Annotated in this window: 16 protein-coding genes; 7 read left to right on the top strand and 9 right to left on the bottom strand. The window is 52.2% G+C overall.

The window, feature by feature from the left end; genetic code table 11:
* The first annotated feature begins 4 nt into the window (after window positions 1-4).
* Window positions 5-1,327 carry an MBL fold metallo-hydrolase gene (locus H8L32_RS00975; RefSeq protein WP_230412013.1) on the top strand — a complete coding sequence of 441 codons (1,323 nt, stop codon included), beginning with the start codon at window positions 5-7 and terminating at the stop codon, window positions 1,325-1,327.
* A 190-nt stretch (window positions 1,328-1,517) separates the two neighbouring features.
* Window positions 1,518-2,324 (top strand): M90 family metallopeptidase, encoded by an 807-nt coding sequence (locus H8L32_RS00970; protein ID WP_186945290.1) that lies wholly within the window; start codon window positions 1,518-1,520, stop codon window positions 2,322-2,324.
* 52 nt (window positions 2,325-2,376) lie between these two features.
* On the opposite strand, the gene H8L32_RS00965 is transcribed toward H8L32_RS00970, so the two are convergent.
* From H8L32_RS00965 to dapC, 7 genes are all read right to left on the bottom strand, one after another.
* Complete coding sequence (locus H8L32_RS00965; protein ID WP_186945289.1) at window positions 2,377-4,362, bottom strand: ATP-binding cassette domain-containing protein; 1,986 nt, start codon at window positions 4,360-4,362, stop codon at window positions 2,377-2,379.
* 109 nt (window positions 4,363-4,471) lie between these two features.
* Entirely contained in the window at window positions 4,472-5,374 is a 903-nt protein-coding gene (gene prmB, locus H8L32_RS00960; RefSeq protein WP_186945288.1) for a 50S ribosomal protein L3 N(5)-glutamine methyltransferase, read from the bottom strand.
* 39 nt (window positions 5,375-5,413) lie between these two features.
* Window positions 5,414-6,541, bottom strand: a complete 1,128-nt coding sequence (dapE, locus tag H8L32_RS00955; protein ID WP_186945287.1) for a succinyl-diaminopimelate desuccinylase — start codon at window positions 6,539-6,541, stop codon at window positions 5,414-5,416.
* A gap of 2 nt (window positions 6,542-6,543) precedes the next feature.
* The gene (locus H8L32_RS00950; RefSeq protein ID WP_186945286.1) at window positions 6,544-6,915 is read right to left on the bottom strand and encodes an ArsC family reductase; all 372 of its coding nucleotides are present in this window, start codon (window positions 6,913-6,915) and stop codon (window positions 6,544-6,546) included.
* A gap of 25 nt (window positions 6,916-6,940) precedes the next feature.
* On the bottom strand, window positions 6,941-8,083 hold the full coding sequence (locus tag H8L32_RS00945) for a PilT/PilU family type 4a pilus ATPase (protein WP_230412012.1): 1,143 nt from the start codon (window positions 8,081-8,083) through the stop codon (window positions 6,941-6,943).
* Between the two features lie 42 nt (window positions 8,084-8,125).
* The gene (gene dapD, locus H8L32_RS00940; protein WP_186945285.1) at window positions 8,126-8,953 is read right to left on the bottom strand and encodes a 2,3,4,5-tetrahydropyridine-2,6-dicarboxylate N-succinyltransferase; all 828 of its coding nucleotides are present in this window, start codon (window positions 8,951-8,953) and stop codon (window positions 8,126-8,128) included.
* A 121-nt stretch (window positions 8,954-9,074) separates the two neighbouring features.
* Window positions 9,075-10,295 (bottom strand): succinyldiaminopimelate transaminase, encoded by a 1,221-nt coding sequence (dapC, locus tag H8L32_RS00935; RefSeq protein ID WP_186945284.1) that lies wholly within the window; start codon window positions 10,293-10,295, stop codon window positions 9,075-9,077.
* Window positions 10,296-10,714: 419 nt separating this feature from the next.
* On the opposite strand from dapC, the gene smc reads away from it, so the two are divergent.
* From smc to def, 5 genes are all read left to right on the top strand, one after another.
* Window positions 10,715-14,239, top strand: coding sequence for a chromosome segregation protein SMC (gene smc, locus H8L32_RS00930; RefSeq protein ID WP_186945283.1), 3,525 nt, complete (start codon window positions 10,715-10,717; stop codon window positions 14,237-14,239).
* Window positions 14,236-15,315 (top strand): cell division protein ZipA C-terminal FtsZ-binding domain-containing protein, encoded by a 1,080-nt coding sequence (locus H8L32_RS00925; protein WP_186945282.1) that lies wholly within the window; start codon window positions 14,236-14,238, stop codon window positions 15,313-15,315. The genes smc and H8L32_RS00925 overlap by 4 nt, the downstream gene beginning before the upstream one ends.
* 10 nt (window positions 15,316-15,325) lie before the next feature.
* A complete protein-coding gene (gene ligA / locus H8L32_RS00920; protein WP_186945281.1) occupies window positions 15,326-17,380 on the top strand; it encodes an NAD-dependent DNA ligase LigA in 2,055 nt (684 codons plus the stop codon).
* A gap of 1 nt (window position 17,381) precedes the next feature.
* Window positions 17,382-18,257 (top strand): UTP--glucose-1-phosphate uridylyltransferase GalU, encoded by an 876-nt coding sequence (gene galU, locus H8L32_RS00915; RefSeq protein ID WP_186945280.1) that lies wholly within the window; start codon window positions 17,382-17,384, stop codon window positions 18,255-18,257.
* Window positions 18,258-18,357: 100 nt separating this feature from the next.
* On the top strand, window positions 18,358-18,891 hold the full coding sequence (gene def / locus H8L32_RS00910; RefSeq protein WP_222619118.1) for a peptide deformylase: 534 nt from the start codon (window positions 18,358-18,360) through the stop codon (window positions 18,889-18,891).
* A 195-nt stretch (window positions 18,892-19,086) separates the two neighbouring features.
* Here the strand turns inward: def and H8L32_RS00905 are convergent, their stop codons facing one another.
* A complete protein-coding gene (locus tag H8L32_RS00905; protein WP_186945279.1) occupies window positions 19,087-19,833 on the bottom strand; it encodes a pseudouridine synthase in 747 nt (248 codons plus the stop codon).
* A gap of 129 nt (window positions 19,834-19,962) precedes the next feature.
* Window positions 19,963-22,515: a [protein-PII] uridylyltransferase gene (locus H8L32_RS00900; RefSeq protein WP_186945278.1), complete on the bottom strand. Its 2,553-nt coding sequence runs from the start codon at window positions 22,513-22,515 to the stop codon at window positions 19,963-19,965.
* Window positions 22,516-22,527 lie beyond the last annotated feature (12 nt).

Here is a 22,527-nt window from a genome sequence, read left to right as displayed (position 1 = left end):
GATGATGGATACGACAATTAATCGGCGTCAATTTATTCTTGGCATGCTGACAGCACCCTTATCCACGATTGCTGTGGCCAGGGATGTGGCTGAAGGTGTGGCTGGAGAAGCGTTGCAAAGTGCGGGCGCGGATGCAGTCGGTAGCAGCATGTTCGCCTGGGCACCAGGCTTCCTCGACATACATCATATTGCCACGGGGCGAGGCAATGCGACTTTCGTCATCATGCCAGACGGAACCAGTTTGCTGATAGACGCAGGTGCCACGGCAGATGGGCTTGATACGTCTGCCGCACCAAGACCGAGTGCCCAGCGCCGGCCTGGTGAATGGATAGGTCGTTACGTACAGCGTCACTTACGTGCCACCAAAAGAGCCGGGCTTGACTATGTGCTGGTGACGCACTTGCACCCCGATCATACCGGTGATGTTGATGAGACGTCCCCTCGATCTGCCAAGGGGGCATACCAATTGTCAGGCATTACCGACGTTGCTGAAATTGTGCCGGTTGCTACCCTGATTGACCGCGCTTACCCTGGCTATGATTACCCCGTCGCTCCCAATGGGCGATTTGCTTCCAACTATCTCGCCTTTGTTCAGTCACGCATACAAACCGGGCAAAAGGTGGAGCGTTTCATGGTGGGAAGAAACGATCAATTCACTTCCCGCAATAAGACTGCTGAAAATGGTTCCGGGCACCAGGCAGGTTTTGATATTCGCAATCTTGCAGCGAATGGACAGGTCTGGACCGGAAAGGGGGAGCAAACCAGGATGTTATTCCCGGCCCTGAATACCCTGACGCTCAAGGATTATCCGAATGAGAACGTCTGTTCCACAGCCATCCGTATTGGGTATGGAAATTTCGCTTATTTTACTGCCGGTGATTTGACCAGTTATACCTTTGATGGTGATGCGCCCTGGCGTGATGTACTGACTGCTGCTGCCCGTGCATCGGGGCCTGTTGATGTTTCAACCGCCGATCATCATGGCATGTTTGACGGTATCAGCGCAGATTCCGTTCGCATCCTGAGGCCAAAAGCCTGGATTATTCCCAGTTGGCATATTTCCCATCCTGATCAGCTTCAACTGGAACGCATGTTTAGTGAGCGTCTCTATCCAGGGAAGCGTGAGGTGTTTGCAACCTCTATCATGCATGAAAATTTCCTCGCCAACCGGCGTTTGATCAGCCGGCTCAGTAGCCGCGACGGGCATGTGATTGTTCGTGTCGCTCCTGGTGGTAAGACCTTCACTATTCTGATTACCGATAATGCCGATGAAGAAGATCGTATCAAGCTGAAATTTGGGCCGTATCTGTCTGGTTCTGCAAGCTAGCGAGAAAATGGGAATCCTGCTTTTTTGCGGACGGTAATACTGTTGATATTCTGTCTTGTTGTACCAGCATGTATCTTGTAAATCCGGATTTTTTGCCTTTGCTATTGATTTTGCCTTTGTTGCGCCCATTTGCTTTACGTAAATGGATGCTATCTTTGTTATAGCATCGGCAACTTTGATTGGCATTAACATGGAATGGCTACTTGCTGTATTGGTCTTGCTGGGACTGGGCGTGTTTGTGCTGCCCCGGGCGCGTTTGCGCTATGTGCTGTCGCAGGCTTTTCCTCTGAATTATTCAAAAATCCTGAGGAAAAACCTGCCAGGCTATTCGCGCATGCCTACTGATTTGCAAATGCAGTTAAAGCGTCGCATACGTCAGTTTCTGTACCAGAAAACCTTTGTCGGTTGTGGTGGCCTGACTATCACTGATGAAATCAGGGTAACCATAGCTGGCAAGGCTTGCCTCTTGCTGTTGAATCGCGAATCGGATGTATACCCGCAGCTTACCCATGTTCTGGTGTATCCGTCAGCATTTGTGGCACCCAGAACGCAGATGAACACGGGCGGTGTGGTCACCCATACCAATCAGGGGCTGAGTGGTGAATCCTGGAGTGATGGCCGGGTGATTCTGGCCTGGGACCAGGCTGCGCATAATCCTGAGAATGAGGCGCGTGGTCAGGATGTGGTATTGCATGAATTTGCGCATCAGCTCGATAGTGAAACCGGCTCTACCAACGGTGCTCCTGATCTGAAGACGGCAGCAGCTTACAAGGCATGGTCGCAAGTCATGGAACGAGAGTTTTCGCAATTGCTGCATGCAATAGAGAATGACATGCCAACGATTATTGACCCCTATGGTGCAACTAATCCGGCAGAGTTTTTTGCGGTGGTGACCGAGGCCTTTTTCAAGAAAAGCCAGGACCTTGCTCATTACCATCCGGCCCTGTACACGCAATTACGCAATTATTATCAGGTTGATCCTTGTGACTGGATTTAATTTGCATAGGTAAGAAGAAAGGGGCGCATTCTGCGCCCCTTGCCATTACTCATTACTCTACGGCTTCCAGAAATTCCTGCTGTTCCAGCCAGTCAGCTTCGATCTGTCCCAGTTCTTTGACGACATAAGCCTGATCAAGTAACAGGGTTTTCAGTTTTTCTTTCTTGGCATCGCTATAGATGTCACTGTCTTCCAGTTGGGCGTCGATGTCTTTCTTCTTCAGGTTCAGCTTTGCCATCTGTTCTTCAAGACGCTTGATGCGCGTTTCTATCGGCTTGCGCAGATTGGTGAGGCGCAGGCGTTCATCGGCATCGCGTTTGCGCTGTTCCTTGTCATCGACTTTGGCAACGGGAATCGGCTTGGCCTGTGGCAAAGCAGCTTCCTGTGCCTTGGTTTTTTCCGGCAGGGAAGGAGCGGCTTTTTCCAGCTTGTTTTTGAACAGCCAGTCTTTATAATCGTCCAGATCACCGTCGAACGGTTGCAGCTTGCCATCGGCAACGATGATGAACTGGTCAGTCGTGGCGCGCAGCAAATGCCTGTCATGCGAGACGACGACGAGAGTGCCTTCAAACTGTGCCAGCGCATCGGTCAGGGCTTCGCGGGTTTCCAGATCCAGATGGTTGGTTGGTTCATCCAGCAGCAAAAGGTTGGGGCGCTGCCAGACGATCATCGCCAGTGCCAGGCGGGCTTTTTCACCGCCCGAGAATGGTTTGATCGGGCTGCTCACCATGGTGCCCGGGAAGTTGAAACCACCGAGGAAATTACGCAATTCCTGCTCACGTACATCGGGCGCGATATGGGCCAGATGCCAGAGTGGGGATTCGTCATGGCGTAGCATTTCAACCTGGTGCTGGGCAAAGTAACCGATGGACAGGCCCTTGCCGGTTTGCATAACGCCGTTCAAGGGGGCGATATCGCCGACGATGGTTTTGATCAGGGTGGATTTACCCGCGCCATTCACGCCCAGCAAACCGATACGCTGACCAATTTGCAGCGTGAACTTGACATCGCCGACGATTTTTTTCTCGCTGAAACTATGGTCGGTTTCTGATTCTGTGCGATAACCGCAATCCACATCTTCCATCACCAGCATGGGGTTCGGTGCGCTGAGTGGCTCGCGGAATTCAAAAGAGAATTCGGCGGCAGCGCGCAATGGCGCCATTTCTTCCATACGTGCCAGAGCCTTGATACGGCTCTGTGCCTGCTTGGCTTTGGATGCCTTGGCCTTGAAGCGGTCAATAAAGGATTGCAGGTGGGCGCGCTTGCGGTTTTGTTTCTCCAGCATGCCCTGTGCCAGTTCCAGTTGGGCTGCGCGCTGGCGTTCAAAACCGGAATAGTTGCCGCCATAACGCTTGAGTTTGCGTTCATCAATATGGACGATGACATTCACCACGCCGTCGAGGAAATCGCGGTCATGGGAAATGATGATCAGTGTGCCTTCATAACGTTTCAGCCAGTCTTCCAGCCAGATGATGGCATCCAGATCCAAGTGATTGGTTGGTTCATCAAGCAGCAGCAAATCGGATTTGCACATCAGTGCCTGTGCCAGGTTCAGGCGCATGCGCCAGCCACCAGAAAAACTGGCAACTGATTGTTCCAGTTCATTGATCTTGAAGCCCAGGCCCAGCAGCAATTGTTCTGCACGCGGGCGCACGGTATAGGCATCAGCATCGGCCAGTGCACCATACATATTGCCGATGGCAATACCGTTGTCGTAGCTTTCTGGCTGGGCTTCCAGTTCGGCCAGTTGGGCTTCCAGTTTGCGCAAGGCGACATCGCCGTCTATGGCGTAATCGATGGCGCTGCGCTCCAGCGGTGGGGTTTCCTGCGCGACGTGGGCCAACTGCCATTTGGCCGGGAAATCGATGCTGCCCTGGTCTGGATGCAATTCACCGCGCAACATGGCAAACAGACTGGATTTGCCTGCGCCGTTGGAGCCGATCAAGCCTATCTTGTCGCCGGGATTGAGCGTCACATCGACGCTGTCAAATAAAGGTTTGATGCCGCGCGCCAGGACGACTTGTTGAAGACGTATCATATAAACTTAATTAATGGGTAATGCTGTTTTGTTGATGTAAAAAATGGAAAAACGGGCAAAACTGGTTTTGCCCGTCTACATTGTATTTATTGCACTGCGCTACACTGATTTATGCAGTGAAACTGGTCAGTTGGCTGGCTTCCACCAAAAATACCATATCGTCACCGGCACTGGTACTTAACCAGGTCAGGTTCAGTTCAGGGAAGGCGGCTTCGGCGAAGGCACGTTCATTGCCAATTTCCACCATCAGCAAACCGTCCTCGGTCAGTCTTTGTGCCGCACCGGCTACGATCTTGCGCACCAGGTCCATGCCATCATCACCGCCAGCCAGGGCAATTTGCGGTTCATGCATGTATTCCTTGGGTAGCTTGGCCATGGAACCCGAATTGACGTATGGCGGGTTGGTGATGATCAGGTCATATTTCTTGTCCGGGACATTGCTGTACAAATCTGACTCGATCAGGGTAATGCGGCCCTGCAGTTCATAGGTTGCTACATTGCGCCTGGCCACTTCCAGTGCATCTTTGGAAATGTCGACTGCGTCCACGTGTGCTTCAGAGAACATGTCGGCCAGCATGATAGGCAGGCAGGCAGAGCCGGTACACAGTTCAAGGATGTTGCTGATTGCTTCAGGATCGCTTACCCATGGTGAAAAATGTTCTGGTATCAGTTCCGCGATGAAAGAGCGCGGCACGATGACACGTTCATCTACGTAGAAATTATAAGTGCCGAGCCAGGCTTCATTCGTAATGTAGGAAGCAGGCACGCGGTCAACTGCGCGTCTGTCTATCACGCGCAATACGGCATCTATTTCTGATGGCAGCAAATGTGCATCCAGAAAAGGTTCTATCTTGTCCAGCGGCAGGTGCAGGGTATGCAGCAGCAGATAAGCGGCTTCATCCAGTGCATTGGCGCTGCCATGGCCAAAGAACAGTTTTTCTTTATTGAAGCGTGTGACCGCATAACGCAACAGATCGCGCAGGGTCAGAAAGGTGGTGGCGGGTGTAGTCATATTGTTTCCGTATCGGCCAGTGGTGAGCTGACATAAAGCTCAGGTCAGCAGGTTTTCCAGAGTGCGGCGATAAATGTTCTTGAGCGGGTCTATGTATTGCAGCTCTATGTGTTCGTCAATTTTATGGATGCTGGCATTCGGTGGACCAAATTCCACCACTTGCGGGCAGATCTTGGCGATGAAGCGGCCATCAGAGGTACCACCGGTGGTAGAAAGTTCAGTCGTGATGCCGGTTTCGGCACGTATGGCATCACCCAGTGCATCACTGAGGCTGCCTTTGGGCGTCAGGAAAGGATGACCACCAACCGTCCATTTCAAATCATATTCCAGACCATGTTTGTCGAGTATGGCGTGCACGCGCTGTTGCAGGCCCTCGGCTGTGCTGGCGGTTGAGAAGCGGAAATTGAAATCGATGACGGCTTCACCAGGTATCACGTTCGACGCACCAGTGCCGGCATGGATATTCGACATTTGCCAGGAAGTAGGCAGGTAGTAGTCATTGCCTTCATCCCAGACCTCAGCCACCAGTTCTGCCATCGCAGGTGCCGCCAGATGGATGGGGTTCTTTGCCAGTTGCGGATAGGCGATATGGCCTTGCACACCTTTGACGGTCAGTTTGCCCGACATGGTGCCGCGACGGCCATTTTTAATGGTGTCACCCAGCTTGTCGACAGAAGTTGGTTCGCCGACGATGCAATAATCCAGCTGTTCGCCACGTGCTTTGAGTTTTTCGCAAACCACCACAGTGCCGTCGGTGGCAGGGCCTTCTTCATCACTGGTGATCAGGAAGCCGATAGAGCCTTTGTGGTCCGGATGGGTGGCAATGAATTCTTCACATGCGACGACAAAGGCAGCGATTGATGTTTTCATGTCTGCGGCACCACGGCCATACAGCTTGCCATCCCTGTGGGTGGGTGTAAAAGGGGCCGATTGCCATTGCGTGACCGGGCCAGTAGGTACGACGTCGGTATGGCCGGCAAACACCAGCAGGGGCTGGCTTTGGCCGCGTCTGGCCCACAGGTTGGTGACTTCACCCGACTGTATGGTTTCGCACTGGAAGCCCAGTGGTTCCAGCAGGGCGATCAAGGTGTTCTGACAACCTTTGTCTTCGGGTGTGACAGAATCCAGTGCAATCAACTGTTCGGTCAGTGCAAGTGTTTTGCTCATGTTTATTTCTTGAAAATGGACTGGTATTGCGGCACAGAAAATCCGACATTGACTTGTTGCTGGTCGCCATTGTCGATCAGCATCACGGGGCGCTTGATGACGGAAGGCTTATCCATCATCAGCGCAATAGCTTGCTCCGTATCGCTGGCGGAAGTCTTTTCTGCATCACTGAGCGCACGCCAGGTGGTGCCCTTGCGGTTGATCAGTACATCCAGGTTTTGATGTTCCAGCCACGATTCTATGGCAGCACGGCTCAGGCCCTGTTTCTTGAAATCATGGAACTCAAAAGCGAGGCCTTGCTCTTGCAGCCAGGTACGGGCTTTTTTAACTGTGTCGCAGTTCGGAATGCCGAACAGGGTGATACGCTGTGTCATACGTCTTTAGTCGCTACTTTATGGTTTACACGTTGAGGGTGAATTCTGTGAACGATGCTTCGTCCTTGGTTTCCGGTTCGGGCTCAGGTGGCGGTGCTGCGCTGCTGGATGCTTCATTGTTCAGCAGCCACAACAGGTTATTGGCCGAGTCGGAATTGGCCAAGCCTTCTTCCTGAGTGATCAGACCTTCCTTGATCAGGTACATCAGTGCGCGCTCGAATGTCTGAGAGCCAGGCGACAGACTTTTCTCGATGGCTTCCTTGATCTGGAAGATATCTCCCTTTTCTATCAGTTCAGCCACATAGCGCGTGTTGAGCATGATTTCTACCGCTGGGCAGCGGCCACCGTCTTTGGCCCGTATCAGGCGCTGCGAAATAATGGCCCGTATGGATGACGACAGATCCAGCAGCAAGGCATTCCTGGTTTCCATGGGGAAGAAGCTGATGATACGGTTCAGTGCCTGATAACTGTTATTGGCATGCAGGGTTGCCAGCACCAGATGGCCGGATTGTGCATAGGCAATGGCTGACATCATGGTGTCGAGATCACGAATCTCACCAATCAGGATGCAATCGGGTGCCTGGCGCAGGGAATTCTTCAGTGCGGTTTTCAGGCTTTCGGAATCGCTGCCGATTTCACGCTGGTTGACGATGGATTTCTTACTGCGGAACAGATATTCGATCGGGTCTTCCAGTGTCAGGATATGGCCAGTCCTGACTTCATTCCGGTGATCAAGCATGGAGGCAATGGTGGTGGATTTGCCTGATCCGGTTGCACCGACAACCAGGATCAGTCCACGTTTTTCCATGATCAGCTCAGACAGCACGGGCGGCAAATGCAGCGTGTTTAAGACAGGGATATCACCGGGGACAAAACGGAAGACGGCTGAAATCGACCCGCGCTGGCGGAAGGCCGACAGACGGAAACGGCCTATGCCTGGTGCGCCGATACCGATATTCAGTTCGTTTTTTTCTTCCAGTTCTTCCATGTGATCAGATGCTACAACTTCACTCAGCAGCGAGAGAATATTCGCCTGATCCATTTTTTGCTGATTGATGGGGAGCAGATTGCCATTGATCTTCAGATGAATGGGCGAATTCATCGCAAAAAACATGTCGGATGCATGTTTCTCTTTCATCAGTTGAAATAATCTCTCCATCGCCGCCATGATGTTTCCCTATTCTGAACTATAAATTGATCAAAGACGCAATCAGGCGCCGCGCAGCAATTCGTTGATGCTGGTTTTGGAGCGTGTCTGTGCATCAACACGTTTCACGATTACTGCACAATACAGGCTGTATTTGCCGTCAGCAGATGGCAGATTGCCAGATACCACGACAGAACCGGCAGGCACGCGGCCATAGCTGACTTCGCCCGTGGCGCGGTCATAAATCTTGGTGGACTGACCGATGTACACGCCCATGGAAATGACAGAGTTTTCTTCCACGATGACGCCTTCGACGATTTCAGAACGGGCGCCAATGAAGCAATTGTCTTCAATGATGGTAGGGTTGGCTTGCATGGGTTCCAGCACACCACCAATACCGACGCCGCCGGACAAATGCACGTTTTTACCGATTTGCGCACAAGAACCTACTGTGGCCCAGGTATCAACCATTGCACCTTCATCGACATAAGCACCGATATTGACATAGGAAGGCATCAGCACGACGTTTTTGGCGATGAAGCTGCCGCGACGTGCAACTGCCGGTGGTACTACGCGGAAACCGCCTTTGACGAAGTCTTCAGCCGTGTAATTGGCAAATTTGGTTGGTACCTTGTCGAAGAACTGCATATGGTCGCCGGAAGGCATGCAGATATTGTCTTCCAGACGGAAAGACAGCAATACCGCTTTTTTAATCCATTGATTGACGTTCCAGCTACCATCAATTTTTTGCGCTACGCGCAGGGTGCCGGCATCCAGTTCGCTCAATACATGGGCAACTGCTTCACGAATTTCTGCTGGAGCGGATTTAGGAGAAAAATTGGTACGGTCTTCCCAGGCCTGATCGATGATTTGCTGTAATTGTTGAGTCATATTGATATCTTCAGATGATTAAATAAACGAAATGATGCAATTAAATAAGGCAATGAAATAAGGTAATTAAATAAGTCAATTAAGTGATGCAATTGATAGAGAGAACGAGAGCCAGTTTTACTCAAGTATATTTCTTGCAAAAGCTGACGATTCTTTGCGCTGCTTCCAGGCATTCTTCTGGTTCGGCCACCAGTGCCATGCGTATGCGGTTCTGTCCCGGGTTAATGCCATGTGCTTCACGTGCCAGGTAACTGCCCGGCAAAACTGTCACATTATATTCCTCGTACAGGCGACGGGCGAATTCTGTGTCTGACATCTCCAGTTTATCTGGCACCCTGGCCCACAGGTAAAAGGCGGCGTCGGGCAGGCTGACTTCCAGCACCTCCTGCAATACCGGGGTAATTTGGGCAAATTTGCGGATGTACTTGTCGCGATTTTCCTGGACATGGGTTTCATCATTCCAGGCGACCACTGACGCTGCCTGTATGCTGGGGCTCATGGCGCTACCGTGGTAAGTCCGGTATAGCAGGAACTGCCTGATCAGTTCTGCATCGCCTGCAACGAAGCCGGAGCGCATGCCTGGCACATTCGAGCGTTTTGACAGGCTGGAAAGCGTGATCAGGCGGCGATAGTCATCCCGGCCCAGGGCGCGTGCTGCCTGCAGGCTGCCCAGCGGAGCTTCAGCCTTGAAATAAATTTCTGAATAGCATTCATCGGCAGCGATGACAAAATCATATTTGTCTGACAGGGCAAACAGTTCGGCCCAGTCATCCAGGTTCAGCACGGCACCGGTCGGGTTGCCGGGTGAGCAGATATACAGCAGTTGTACCCGTTTCCAGATGCTGTCAGGAATGCTTTTATAGTCAGGGGCAAAGTTGCGCGCCGGGTCGGCATTGGCAAAATACGGTTCAGCACCGGCCAGATAGGCGGCACCTTCATAAATCTGGTAAAACGGGTTGGGGCACAGCACCAAAGGCAGACCATCTTCGCAAGCGGCTGGGTTGATGACGGTCTGTGCCAGCGCAAACAGGGCTTCGCGCGAGCCGTTGACGGGCAATATCTGCGTCACGGCATCTGGTGCCGGGATGCCGTAGCGGCGGGCTATCCAGCCTGAAATGGCATTGCGCAATGTGTCCGATCCGGCGGTGGACGGATAGCTGGCCAGCCCGCCCAAATTGGCGATCAGCGCATCCGTGATCAGTTTCGGTGTCGGATGCTTGGGTTCGCCTATACCCAGGCTGATGGCAGGGTAAGCAGGGGCCGGCTTGACATCGGCAAACAGTCGCTTCAGTTTTTCGAACGGATACGGTTGCAACTTGCTCAGGTAAGGATTGAAGGTCATTTTTTTAATTCTTGGCAACTTGATGGCGATGATCGGGCTGGTTCTGCTATTTTGGCTATTGCTGCCATTTATTTGGCCACTTATTTGGCTTACATATTTGGCTTGCTCATTGGATTCCGGTATTTTATTTGGTTTTGCCTGGATAACATGCAATCCGTATTATAGCCTCCAGTGCATTCTTCAGAGTAAGGCTTTCACACGTGGTTTTGATGAAAACCTGAATAATCTGCCAGCCAGCCTGTTATGCATGGCGAATCAGGTGGCGCGAGCCAGCTAATTGTGTAATAAGTTTGAAAACTAAAAATTTTGCCTTTACGATGGTATGATGCATTGATAACAGGACTGGCTTGTGTATACAGCCTTTGGAAACATAGGATACGCGGTAGATTTGACTGCAAAAGATAATAAAATTAAACAAAGTGCGATTAACTTCTATTAAATTGTCGGGATTTAAATCTTTTGTCGATCCCACTCATTTTCAGGTTCCTGGCCAGTTGGTGGGGGTAGTCGGCCCGAATGGTTGCGGCAAGTCGAATATTATCGATGCCGTACGCTGGGTTTTGGGTGAATCAAAGGCGTCAGAATTGCGTGGTGAATCCATGCAGGACGTTATTTTCAATGGTTCCACCCATCGTAAACCCGCCGGTCGTTCTTCGGTAGAGCTGGTTTTTGACAACAGCATGGGCAAAGCTGCCGGGCAATGGAGTCAGTATGGTGAAATTGCTGTCAAGCGTACGCTGACACGCGACGGGACTTCCACCTATTACATCAATGGTCAACCGGTGCGCCGCCGCGATATCCAGGATATTTTCCTCGGTACCGGCCTGGGCCCGCGTGCCTATGCGATTATCGGTCAGGGCATGATTTCGCGCATTATTGAAGCGCGTCCTGAAGAGTTGCGGATTTTCCTGGAAGAGGCAGCCGGTGTTTCCCGCTATAAAGAACGCCGTCGCGAGACTGAAAACCGTATCCACGATACCCATGAAAATCTGGTACGTGTCGATGACATCCTGCGTGAATTGAATAACAATCTGGACAGATTAGGCGCGCAGGCCGTGGTGGCGAATAAATTCCGCGAATTGCAGACCGATCAGGAAGAAAAACAGAAACTGCTGTGGCTGCTGCGTAAAAAAGAAGCCGAAAACGAGCAGAAAAAGCATTTCGCCGAAATAGAAAAAACCCAGCTGGACCTGGAAGAACAAACCGCTAAATTGCGTCACGTCGAACTGGAACTGGAGCAGATGCGCCAGACCCATTATGCAGTTGGTGACCGCATGCACCAGGCGCAAGGCCATCTGTACCAGACCAATGCCGAGATAGGCAGCCTGGAAGCGCAAATCAAGTTCGTCATCGAATCGCGCAGCCGTTTGCAATCGCAATTGCAGTCCCTGACAGCGCAGCGTGACCAATGGCAAAACCAGAGCCGGCAATTCCAGGATGATTTGTCTGAAGGTGAAATCCATGTTGAAGAACTGGCGATGCGCGCCGAACAGGCGCTGGAAGTCAGCCAGCAACAACAGGATAAATTACCTGCAATGGAGCAGGTGTGGCGTGAATCGCAGTTAAAAACCACCGAGTCACGTGCCCGTATCATGCAGATGCAGCAGCAGATAGAGCTGGAATCTGCTCATCAGCGCAATGCTTCAAATATTCTGAATACCCTGGCATCCAGGCGTGAGCGCCTGATGCAGGAAAAGCAGGGCCTGGTGTTGCCGGATACCACGCATCTGGACAATCTGTCCATGCAGCTGGAAGAGAAAAAACAGGTGCTGGAAGAACTCAGCATGCAACTGGAAGAAGCGCAAGAGCGCTTGCCCGTGCTGGAAGACGAGCGCAAGCAGGCGCAGCAGCAGGTGAACCAGGATGCGGCCGAATATGCGCAACTGGAAGCACGCCTGCTGGCACTCAGACAATTGCAGGAAAAAGTCCAGACCCAGGGCAAGGTACAGCCATGGCTGGAAAAACACGAATTAAGCAGCCTGCCCAAGATCTGGCAAAAACTGCATATTGAAGCTGGCTGGGAAACTGCGCTGGAATCCATACTGCGTGAGCGTACTGCCGCGCTGGAAATGTCGAATCTGGATTGGGCCAAGGCATTTTTTGGTGACGCGCCGCCTGCCAAGCTGGCCGTTTGCGCGCCTACCGTCATGGCGGATACGGTTGCGCCTGTTGCCGGCCTCAAACCCTTCATTGATTTATTGCAACTCAATGATGCAGGTGTGCGTGGTCTGATGCAGGACTGGTTACATCAGGTCTACATCGCTGATGATATTACTTCTGCCTTTATGGGCAGGGTTAAATTGCCAGCGGGTGCCTGCTTTATCACCAAGCAGGGCCATGTGATTGCGCGTTCCAGCGTGCGTTTTTATGCATCGGATTCCGAGCAGGATGGTGTGCTGGCCCGTCAGCAAGAGATAGAAAATATCACCAAGCAATGTCGCGCCAAGCACATGCTGGCGGACGAATCCAAAACGCGCGCCGTACGTGCCGAATCTGCGTATACCCAGGCAACCCAGCAGCTACAAGACTTGCGCCAACGCGTAGGTGGCCTGACCCAGACTACGCACAGCTTGCAGATTGAATTCATGAAATTGTCTGAAGTGCAGGAGCGCTTTAACCAGCGCAGCACACAGATAGGCAGTGACCTGGCAGAGATCGCCGCGCAAGAGGCCGAACAGCAGCAAATCCGTGCCGAATCAGAGCAAAAATTTGAACAACTGGACATGGATCTGGCGGAACTGCAAGAAACCCATGAAGAAGGCCAGACTGCTTACCTGGAAAAAGAACAGCAGTTAAATGAGGCCAGGCAGCGTTTGCGTGACCTTGAACTGGCTGCGCAAGAAGCTGCATTTGCCGAAAAATCCCATCGCAGCAAGATGGAAGAATTACGCCGCAATATCGCCACCGCACTGGAACAGTCTGCACAATTGTTTGCGAGCATGCAGCAAGGGCAACTGGAACTGGAATCCATGGATGACCAGACTGCCCAGGCTGGCTTGCAAGACTTGCTGGATCGTCGCAGTGAACAGGAAAGAGCGCTGGCCAATGCGCGCCATGAACTGGATCAACTGACACAGCAATTGCGCCATCATGAAGAAGCCAAGATGCAGGTAGAACGCAGTCTGCAACCACAACGCGACCGCATCGTTGAACTGCAGTTGAAAGAACAGGCTGCCCGCCTGAGCCAGGAACAATTTTCGGAACAGTTACGCAATTTCGAAGTCGATGAAGAAGCCCTGGCGCAAAAACTGCACGATGATCTCAAACCATCGTATTTGCAGGGTGAAGTTACCCGCCTCACCAATGCAATTGCCGCCTTGGGTGCGGTTAACATGGCAGCGCTGGATGAACTGGCGCAGGCGACCGAACGCAAGACCTTCCTCGATGCCCAGCATGCTGATCTGACCGAGGCAATCACGACCTTGCAGGATGCGATCCACAAGATTGATATTGAAACACGCGACTTGTTGCAAGATACCTTTGATAAGGTGAATCATCATTTCGCAGAGCTTTTCCCGATACTGTTCGGTGGTGGCCAGGCCAAGTTGATCATGACAGGCGATGAAATTCTGGATTCTGGCGTGCAGGTCATGGCACAGCCGCCTGGCAAAAAGAATGCAACCATCCATTTGTTGTCTGGCGGTGAAAAAGCGCTGACGGCAACGGCCCTGGTGTTTTCCATGTTCCAGCTCAACCCTGCACCTTTCTGCCTGCTCGATGAGGTGGATGCGCCGCTGGACGATTCAAATACCGAGCGTTTCTGTAATATGGTGAAACGCATGTCTTCAAACACACAGTTTTTATTTATCTCCCACAACAAGATTGCGATGGAAATGGCACAACAATTGATTGGTGTCACCATGCAGGAACAGGGGGTTTCACGAATCGTGGCGGTGGATATGGAATCTGCCGTCAATTTTGCTACTGAGGTTCAAGCAGCATGACAGATCTACAAATCAGTTTATTGGCAATCGGTGGGACGCTGGTCGTCGGCGTCATTATTTTTAACAAGTGGCAAGAATATAAGGCCAAAAAAACCGTCGAAAATGCTTTCGGCAATGGGCATGATGATGTCCTCATGAATCCCGATGCACCGACAGACAGCATAGTCCGGCACGAACCCGTGATGGACGGTGATGTCGGCGTGGAAGAATCTTTCACTGCGCCAGACATGTCATCCCATGATGACGATGGCAGTGCCGCCCATGTGCAGGCAGCGCAGGAAAAAGAATTGCCGGTCGATGAACTGATCGATTGCGTCATTCCGCTGGAATTTGAAACGCCGGTACGTGGCGAAAAAATCCTGGCAGAAATCGCTGACCTGAAATACGTAGGTAAAAAGCCTGTGCATTTCATCGGCCAGAGCCATAGCGGCGAAAGAGATGTGATTGCCGTCGGCGGCGCCTATACCTGCCTGTTTGCCGGTGTGCAGATGGTTAGTCGCAGCGGTCCACTGAATGAACTCGAATATTCAGAGTTCATCATGAAACTGCGTGCCATTGCAGACAATCTGAGTGCCCATTCGGATATTCCTGACATGAACAAGGTCATGATAAACGCACGTGAACTGCATCAATTTGTTGCCGAGCATGATGCACAACTGAGCGTCAATATTGCGGCCAATGGCGCACCGTGGGCCTTGAATACCTTGCTGGCAGCACTGGAGAAAATGGGCTTTGACCAGCGTCCTGATGGCCGTCTGATGATGCCTGATGGCGATGGCGGCAGCCTGTTCACCCTGTCGACCAATGTCAGCGTCAGCGAAACCATGACTTCCCGCCTGACCCTGTTACTGGATGTGCCTTGCGTGTCGCCGGCGCGGGATGGTTTTGGTGCCATGGCTGCCTGCGCACGTTCATTGTCTACCCGTCTTGGTGGTACCGTGGTGGATGATGGCAATCAGCCTATTTCCAAACTGGCCCTCGACGAAATTGCAGGGCAGGTTAATGAGTTTTATGCTGCCATGGCAGAAGCACAGATACCGGCAGGTTCCTTGCGGGCGCAACGACTATTTAGCTGAATAAACGAACATGCAGAATGATTTTTTGGATGATGCTCCGGCTTCGGGAGCATCTGCGGCGGTGCAGCGCGTGCAGTCTTTGCATGCAGAATTGAATCGCCATGCCCATGCCTATTACGTGCTGGATAATCCCAGCGTGCCGGATGCTGAATACGACAGGCTGTTTTCAGAATTGCAGCAACTGGAACAGACTCACCCCGAACTGAAAACCCCAGATTCGCCAACCAATCGGGTTGGTGGCATACCCTTGCCGGAATTTGGCCAGGTGCAGCATGCCGTGCCCATGCTGTCACTGAATAACGGCTTTGAAGACGATGATGTCATCAACTTTGATCGCCGTGTGCGTGAGGGACTGGATGCGGCGCAAGAAATTGATTACGCCATTGATCTCAAATTTGACGGTCTGGCCATCAACCTGCGCTATGTGAATGGTCTGTTCACCCAGGCGGCGACCCGTGGCGATGGTTTTACTGGCGAGGATGTGACGGAAAATATCCGCACCATACGCAGTATTCCCTTGCGTTTGCAGGTGGAAAATCCACCCAGGATAGTCGACGTGCGTGGTGAAGTGCTGATGTTCAAGCGTGATTTTGAAAAACTGAACCAGCGTCAGCGTGATGCTGGCGCAAAAGAATTTGCCAATCCGCGCAATGCGGCGGCAGGCAGCCTGCGTCAGCTGGATTCTAAAATCACAGCCCAGCGCAGCCTGCGGTTTTTTGCCTATGGCATAGGTGCACTGGAAGGCATGGACATGCCACCATCTCATCGTGCCTTGCTGGACTGGTATCGCCAGGCTGGAATCCCTGTTTGTGAAGAAAATGCTCTAGTCAAAGGCGCACAGGGCTTGCTGGCGTTTTACCGGGCGATACAGGAAAAGCGTGCAATACTCGATTACGAGATTGATGGTGTGGTCTACAAAGTTAATGACTTTGCCAGCCAGCAGTCGCTGGGATATGTCTCACGAGCACCGCGTTTTGCCATTGCACATAAGTTCCCGGCGCAAGAAGCATTGACGACCGTGTTGGATATCGAAGTGCAGGTGGGTCGTACCGGTGCCATCACTCCGGTTGCCAGGCTGGCGCCGGTATTCGTGGGCGGTGTAACAGTCACCAATGCCACCCTGCATAATGAAGAAGAAGTGCAGCGCAAGGACATACGCATAGGTGACACCGTGTCGGTACGCCGCGCCGGTGACGTGATTCCCGAAGTGGTCTCCAGTGTGCTGGAAAAACGCCCGGCCGATGCGCGCCAGTTTGTCATGCCTGAGGCTTGTCCCATCTGCGGTTCCGCCATACAGAAGCCGGAAGACGAAGCGATTGCGCGCTGCACTGGCGGCTGGATCAAATGCTCGGCACAGCGCAAGGGTGGCCTGTTCCATTTCGCTTCACGTAAGGCCATGAATATTGATGGCGTGGGTGAACAGCTTATTGATCAACTGGTCGACAAAAATGTGGTCACCACGGCAGCCGACTTGTACAAACTGGGCTTGCGTGCACTGATTGAGCTGGATCGCATGGCTGAAAAATCTGCCCAAAACATCTTACATGCGCTGGAAGTATCAAAAGAAACCAGTTTCGCCCGTTTCATTTATGCCTTGGGGATACGCCATGTGGGCGAATCCACGGCGAAGGACCTGGCCAATCATTTTGGAAATGTCCAGGCACTGTTGCTGGCAAATGAAGAACAGTTGCTGAATGTGCCTGATGTCGGACCGGTCGTTGCCAAATCCATACTGCGGTTTTTTGGCGACAGCCTGAATGTGGAATTGGTTGAGCAATTGGTCGCTTCCGGCATACACTGGCCTGAGATTGAAGTGCAGAAAAAAGGCGAGCAGGTATTGGCGGGCAAGACTTTGGTGCTGACTGGCAGTTTGCCCACTTTGAGTCGCGACCAGGCGACGGAAATCATCGAAAATGCAGGTGGCAAGGTAGCTGGTTCAGTCTCCAAAAAAACCAGCTACGTAGTAGCTGGTGATGATGCAGGCAGCAAGTTGGTGAAGGCGCAAGAATTGGGTATTACTATTTTGACAGAAGCAGAATTGCTTCAACTTTGTTCCAGGAGCTGAAATGAGAAAAATTACAAAAGCCGTATTCCCGGTCGCCGGTTTGGGTAGTCGCTTTTTGCCTGCTACCAAGGCACAACCAAAAGAGATGTTGCCTATCGTCGACAAGCCTTTGATTCAGTATGCGGTTGAAGAAGCGGTGGAAGCTGGCATTACCGAGATGGTATTCATCACCGGTAGAAACAAACGTGCGATTGAAGATCACTTCGACAAAGCGTATGAGCTGGAAAGTGAACTCGAAGCCGCCGGCAAGGAAGCTTTGCTTGATCTGGTCAGAAACGTTATTCCTAAAAACATCAACTGCATCTATATCCGCCAGACCGCAGCACTGGGTCTGGGCCATGCCGTCTTGTGCGCACGCCCAGTGATTGGTGATGATCCCTTTGCCGTATTGCTGGCCGACGATTTGATGGATGCCGATATCGGTCAGCCATCCGTCATGGCACAGATGGCGCGTCAATATGAAGCAGAAGGCGGCAGCATTGTCGCCGTGCAAAACGTCCCGCGTGAATTTACCCGTCAATACGGTATCGTCAGCGGCACACCGTATACCGAACATCTGGAACGCGTACAGGGTATCGTGGAAAAACCGATGCCGGATGTCGCACCGTCGACCCTGGCTGTGGTAGGTCGCTATATCTTGTCGGGCCGCATATTTTCTTACCTGGAAACCCAGGGCAAGGGATCTGGTGGTGAAATTCAACTGACGGATGGTATTGCTGCCATGCTCAAGGATTTCCCGGTGTATGCTTTCCGCCCACAGGCTACCCGTTATGACTGCGGTTCCAAGCTCGGCTACCTGAAGGCCAGTGTCGCCCTGGGATTGAAACACAAGGAAACCAGTGCTGAATTTACCGAGTACCTGCAGTCCTTGAAATAATCAGACCTGATAGACCTGCTGTGGTCATGCAGTAATGTTGCGGTCAGGTTTTCACAGACTGACCGCATTTTTTATATCGATGAAATAAGAGTGGTGCATCATGATCCATCCTATCCTTAAAATGGGCGATGCCCGTCTGTTGAGAGTTGCTGATCAGGTGACTGAGTTTGATACGCCTGAGCTGCATCAGTTGATCAGGGACATGTTTGAAACCATGGTGGCGGCAAATGGGGCAGGGCTGGCAGCGCCACAGATTGGTATTAATCTGCAACTGGTGATCTTTGGCTTTAAAACCAATCCACGTTATCCGGATGCACCGGTGGTGCCCGAAACTGTGCTCATCAATCCGGTGTTGACACCTTTGTCTGATGCTACCGATGATGCCTGGGAAGGTTGCCTGTCGGTGCCGGGTATGCGTGGCCTAGTGCCGCGCTGGAGTGCTTTGCGGTATGAGGGCTTTGACCAGTTCGGTAAAGTCATTTCACGTGAAGTGGACGGTTTTCATGCACGGGTAGTGCAGCATGAGTGTGATCACCTGAATGGCATTTTGTACCCGATGCGTATCCGTGACCTGACGCAATTCGGCTTTACCGAAGTATTGTTTCCAGAGATGGACCCAAATGACGATGATTGAAAACCTGTTTGCGATCTTACTGCGCGTGCGCAATTATCGTCAACGCGGGGCTCATGTGCTGCTCAAAATGCTCATGTACTAGAAGTACATTCCGCTTTTTGCGCTGCGCTTAGTTACCCTGACCCCGCTGACGCCCGCTCGCTACAGATCGTAAACAGGTTCTAAGTTGTTAGCTGGTCAAACTGACCAGCCAGATCAGAACTGTTCGTCTTCGCGCAGATAGCGCCATTGTCCTTCGGGCAGTTTACCCAGCTTGACCTTGCCTATGCGCACGCGTTTCAGGCCTAATACCTGTAGACCCACCATATCGCACATGCGCCGGATCTGGCGCTTTTTACCTTCGCGCAAAATGAAGTTCAACTGGTCTTCATTTTGCCAGGTGACTTTTGCTGGCAGCAGTTTCTTGCCATCCAGCGTCAAACCGTGATTCAGGCGACGTAAATCGGCATCCGGCAAACGGCCCGGTTTGCTGTACTGCACGCGCACCAGATACTCTTTTTCAACAACGGTAGCTTCACCGATCAGATGCTTGGCGATACGACCATCCTGGGTCAATACCAGTAAACCGACGGAATCAATATCAAGCCGGCCCGCAGGCACCAGGCTGCGTAGCTGGGTAGGGTGGAACTGCGTATCGACATCGTCTTCTGCCCAGCGATTTTCTGGTTTGATGAGAGCGATGGCAGGCGTGTAGCCATCTTCTGCCTGGCCACTGACAAAACCTACCGGTTTGTTGATGAGGACGGTGACGCGCTTTGATTGTTCGGCGGCGGCCTGTCTTTCCACTGTCACCTGCTGGTGTGGCAGCACTTTGCTGCCCAGTTCGGAAATGACTTTGCCATCCACTCTTACCCAGCCACGGGCGATCCATTCATCGGCCTCGCGTCGTGAGCAAAGGCCTAGTTCGGACATACGTTTCGAGAGTCTTACAAGTTCAGTCATGATGCTATCAAATAAAAATTGCGGAGGTGTCAGCGGCCAACAAGGCCGCGACATGTAGTGTTAATGTGGTGTTAATGTGATGTTATTGTAGTTTTATATAGAGTGCGCTGTATCTGGAGTAAATTGGTTTCAGATACGTAAGGCATCCAGTAAATCGGTTTCAAACTGAATCTGGCTGCGGGCGCCTTGCAAGGCCGGGCCGTCAACGATGAAGACGTCTTCGACCCTTTCCCCCAGAGTCATGATTTTTGCCGTATGCAAATTGATCTTGTGCTTGGTCAGGATATTCGCAATAGCATACAGCAAGCCATTGCGGTCATTTGCCGAAATCGACAGTAAATAATACTGGCCACGATCATCCGGGCGCAAATCCACGGTAGGCACGATAGGGAAAGTGCGGGAAAGACGTGACAGGCGTCCGCGATTCGGCGGTGACAGGGGGGTCTGGCGAGTCAGTACTTCGGTCAGCTCATGTTCCAGCAGATTGATGATGTCGCGATAATTATTGGCAAAGGCCGGTTCAATCACGAGGAAGGTATCCAGTGCATAGCCACCTTTGCTGGTGTGAATCTTGGCATCCAGGATGCCAAAGTTCTTGCCGTCGAAATAATTGCAGATGCGGGCGAATAAATCCGGCTGGTCCTTGACGTAGACGGTGATCTGCAAGCCTTCGCCTATCGGCGACAGGCGGCATTTCACGACTGGTGTGGCACTGTCTATGCGGTCGTGCAGGGCGCGCGTCTGCCAGGCGATGTCGGACGCATCATGGCGTAAAAAATAGGCCACATCCAGTTGTTGCCAGAATTTCTCATGGGCATCCGGTGCCAGACCATACAGGCGCAGTGCCTTCAGGGCTTCTTCCTGGCGGTTTTTCAGTTCCCGGTCTTTGCTCGGCGCTTCGCCGCCCAGTACGCGCAGGGTCATGCGGTACAGGTCTTCGAGTAGCTTGCCTTTCCAGGCGTTCCAGACCTTGGGGCTGGTGCCACGGATGTCGGATACCGTCAGCAAATACAGGGCTGTCAGATGGCGCTCGTCCTTGACCAGGCTGGCGAAATTCTGCACGACATCCGGATCAGACAGATCCTGTTTTTGTGCCACATGCGACATCGTCAGGTGATTCTGCACCAGGAAAACGATGAGCTCGGTATTGGCTCTGGTCAGGCCATGGTCATAGCAGAATTTTTTGGCATCCGTCATACCCAAGATGGAATGATCACCACCACGTCCTTTGGCAATATCGTGGAACAGGGCGGCAATATACAGTATCCATGGCTGATTGAAATTGGCCATCAATTGACTGCAGAACGGGTATTCGTGCGCATGTTCCGGCATGGTGAAGCGACGCAGATTGCGTACCACCATCAGGATATGCTGGTCCACTGTGTAAGCGTGAAACAGGTCGTGCTGCATCTGCCCGATGATGCGACGGAAATTGGGCAGATAACGCCCGAGTATGCTCATCTGGTTCATGCGGCGCAGGGCGTGGGTGATGCCTTGCGGAGATTGCAATATCTGCAGGAACAGTGAGCGGTTGAAAATATCATGCCTGAATTCAGCATCGATCAACAGGCGTGCATGCCACAGCGCACGCAGGGTCCTGGCTGTCATGCCCTTGAGTTCACTTTGCCTGGCCATGACCAGAAAGACTTCGAGGATGGTGGATGGTGATGCTTCAAAGGTGTCATCGCGGGCGATATCAATAAAGCCGTTTACTTCATTGAAATGCTCGTTGATGGGGCGCGGTACCGATGGCTGTGGAAACAGGACTGCTTCAATATTTTGTAGCAGTACAGTATTCAACTGGGTAACCGCCTTGGCGGCCCAGTAATAGCGCTGCATCAGGTATTCGCTGGCACGGCGGGAGTCGGTGGTCTTGAAGCCGAAGGTTTCTGCGATCGGTGTTTGTACATCAAAAATCAGGCGGTCTTCGCGTCGGCCGGCATAAATATGCAGACGTATGCGGATATCCTTGAAGGCGCGTTCATTGCGTTTCAACTGCCGCGCTTCAACATCGGTAATCAGGCCACGTTCTGCCAGTTCACGCCAGGAGTTGCCCAGGTTGGCCGCCTTGGCGACCCATAGTATCACCTGCAGATCACGCAGGCCGCCGGGGCTTTCCTTGCAGTTTGGTTCCAGGCTGTAGGGTGTGTCTTCGTACTTGACGTGGCGCTGCTGTAGTTCCAGCAATTTTTCCTGGAAAAAATTTTGCGGATTCATGGCTTCCGCATAATGCTGTTGCATATCGCGGAATGACTTGCGGCTGCCAGTCACCAGGCGCGCTTCCAGCAGGCTGGTTTGCACGGTGATGTCGGCGGCCGATTCTTGCAGGCATTCTTCTATGGTACGTATGCTGTGACCGATATCAAGGCCGATATCCCAGAAGAGCTGCACCAGCTTTTCCAGCTTCTCACGCAATGCGGCATCCGGCCTTTGCTGCAACAGTATCAGTACATCCACATCCGAATAGGGGAAGAGTTCACCGCGACCATAGCCGCCTACTGCCACCAATGCGGCTTCCTTGGGAAAATCAAAATCACGCCAGATCTTGCTCAGCAGGTGATCGACATTGCGGCACAGATCGTGCAGCAATTGCTCTGCCTTGTGATTTTCCTTGAATGCATTAATGACGAGCAGTTGTGCTGCCTTTAATTCTTCCTTGAATGTGAGTGCCGGGGTCTGCATGTGCCAGTGGGC

This window comes from Undibacterium hunanense (genome assembly GCF_014284335.1).
Lineage (GTDB): Bacteria > Pseudomonadota > Gammaproteobacteria > Burkholderiales > Burkholderiaceae_D > Undibacterium > Undibacterium hunanense.
The sequence above is the reverse complement of the archived record's forward strand: the minus strand, read 5'-3'. Positions and strand labels throughout refer to the sequence as shown.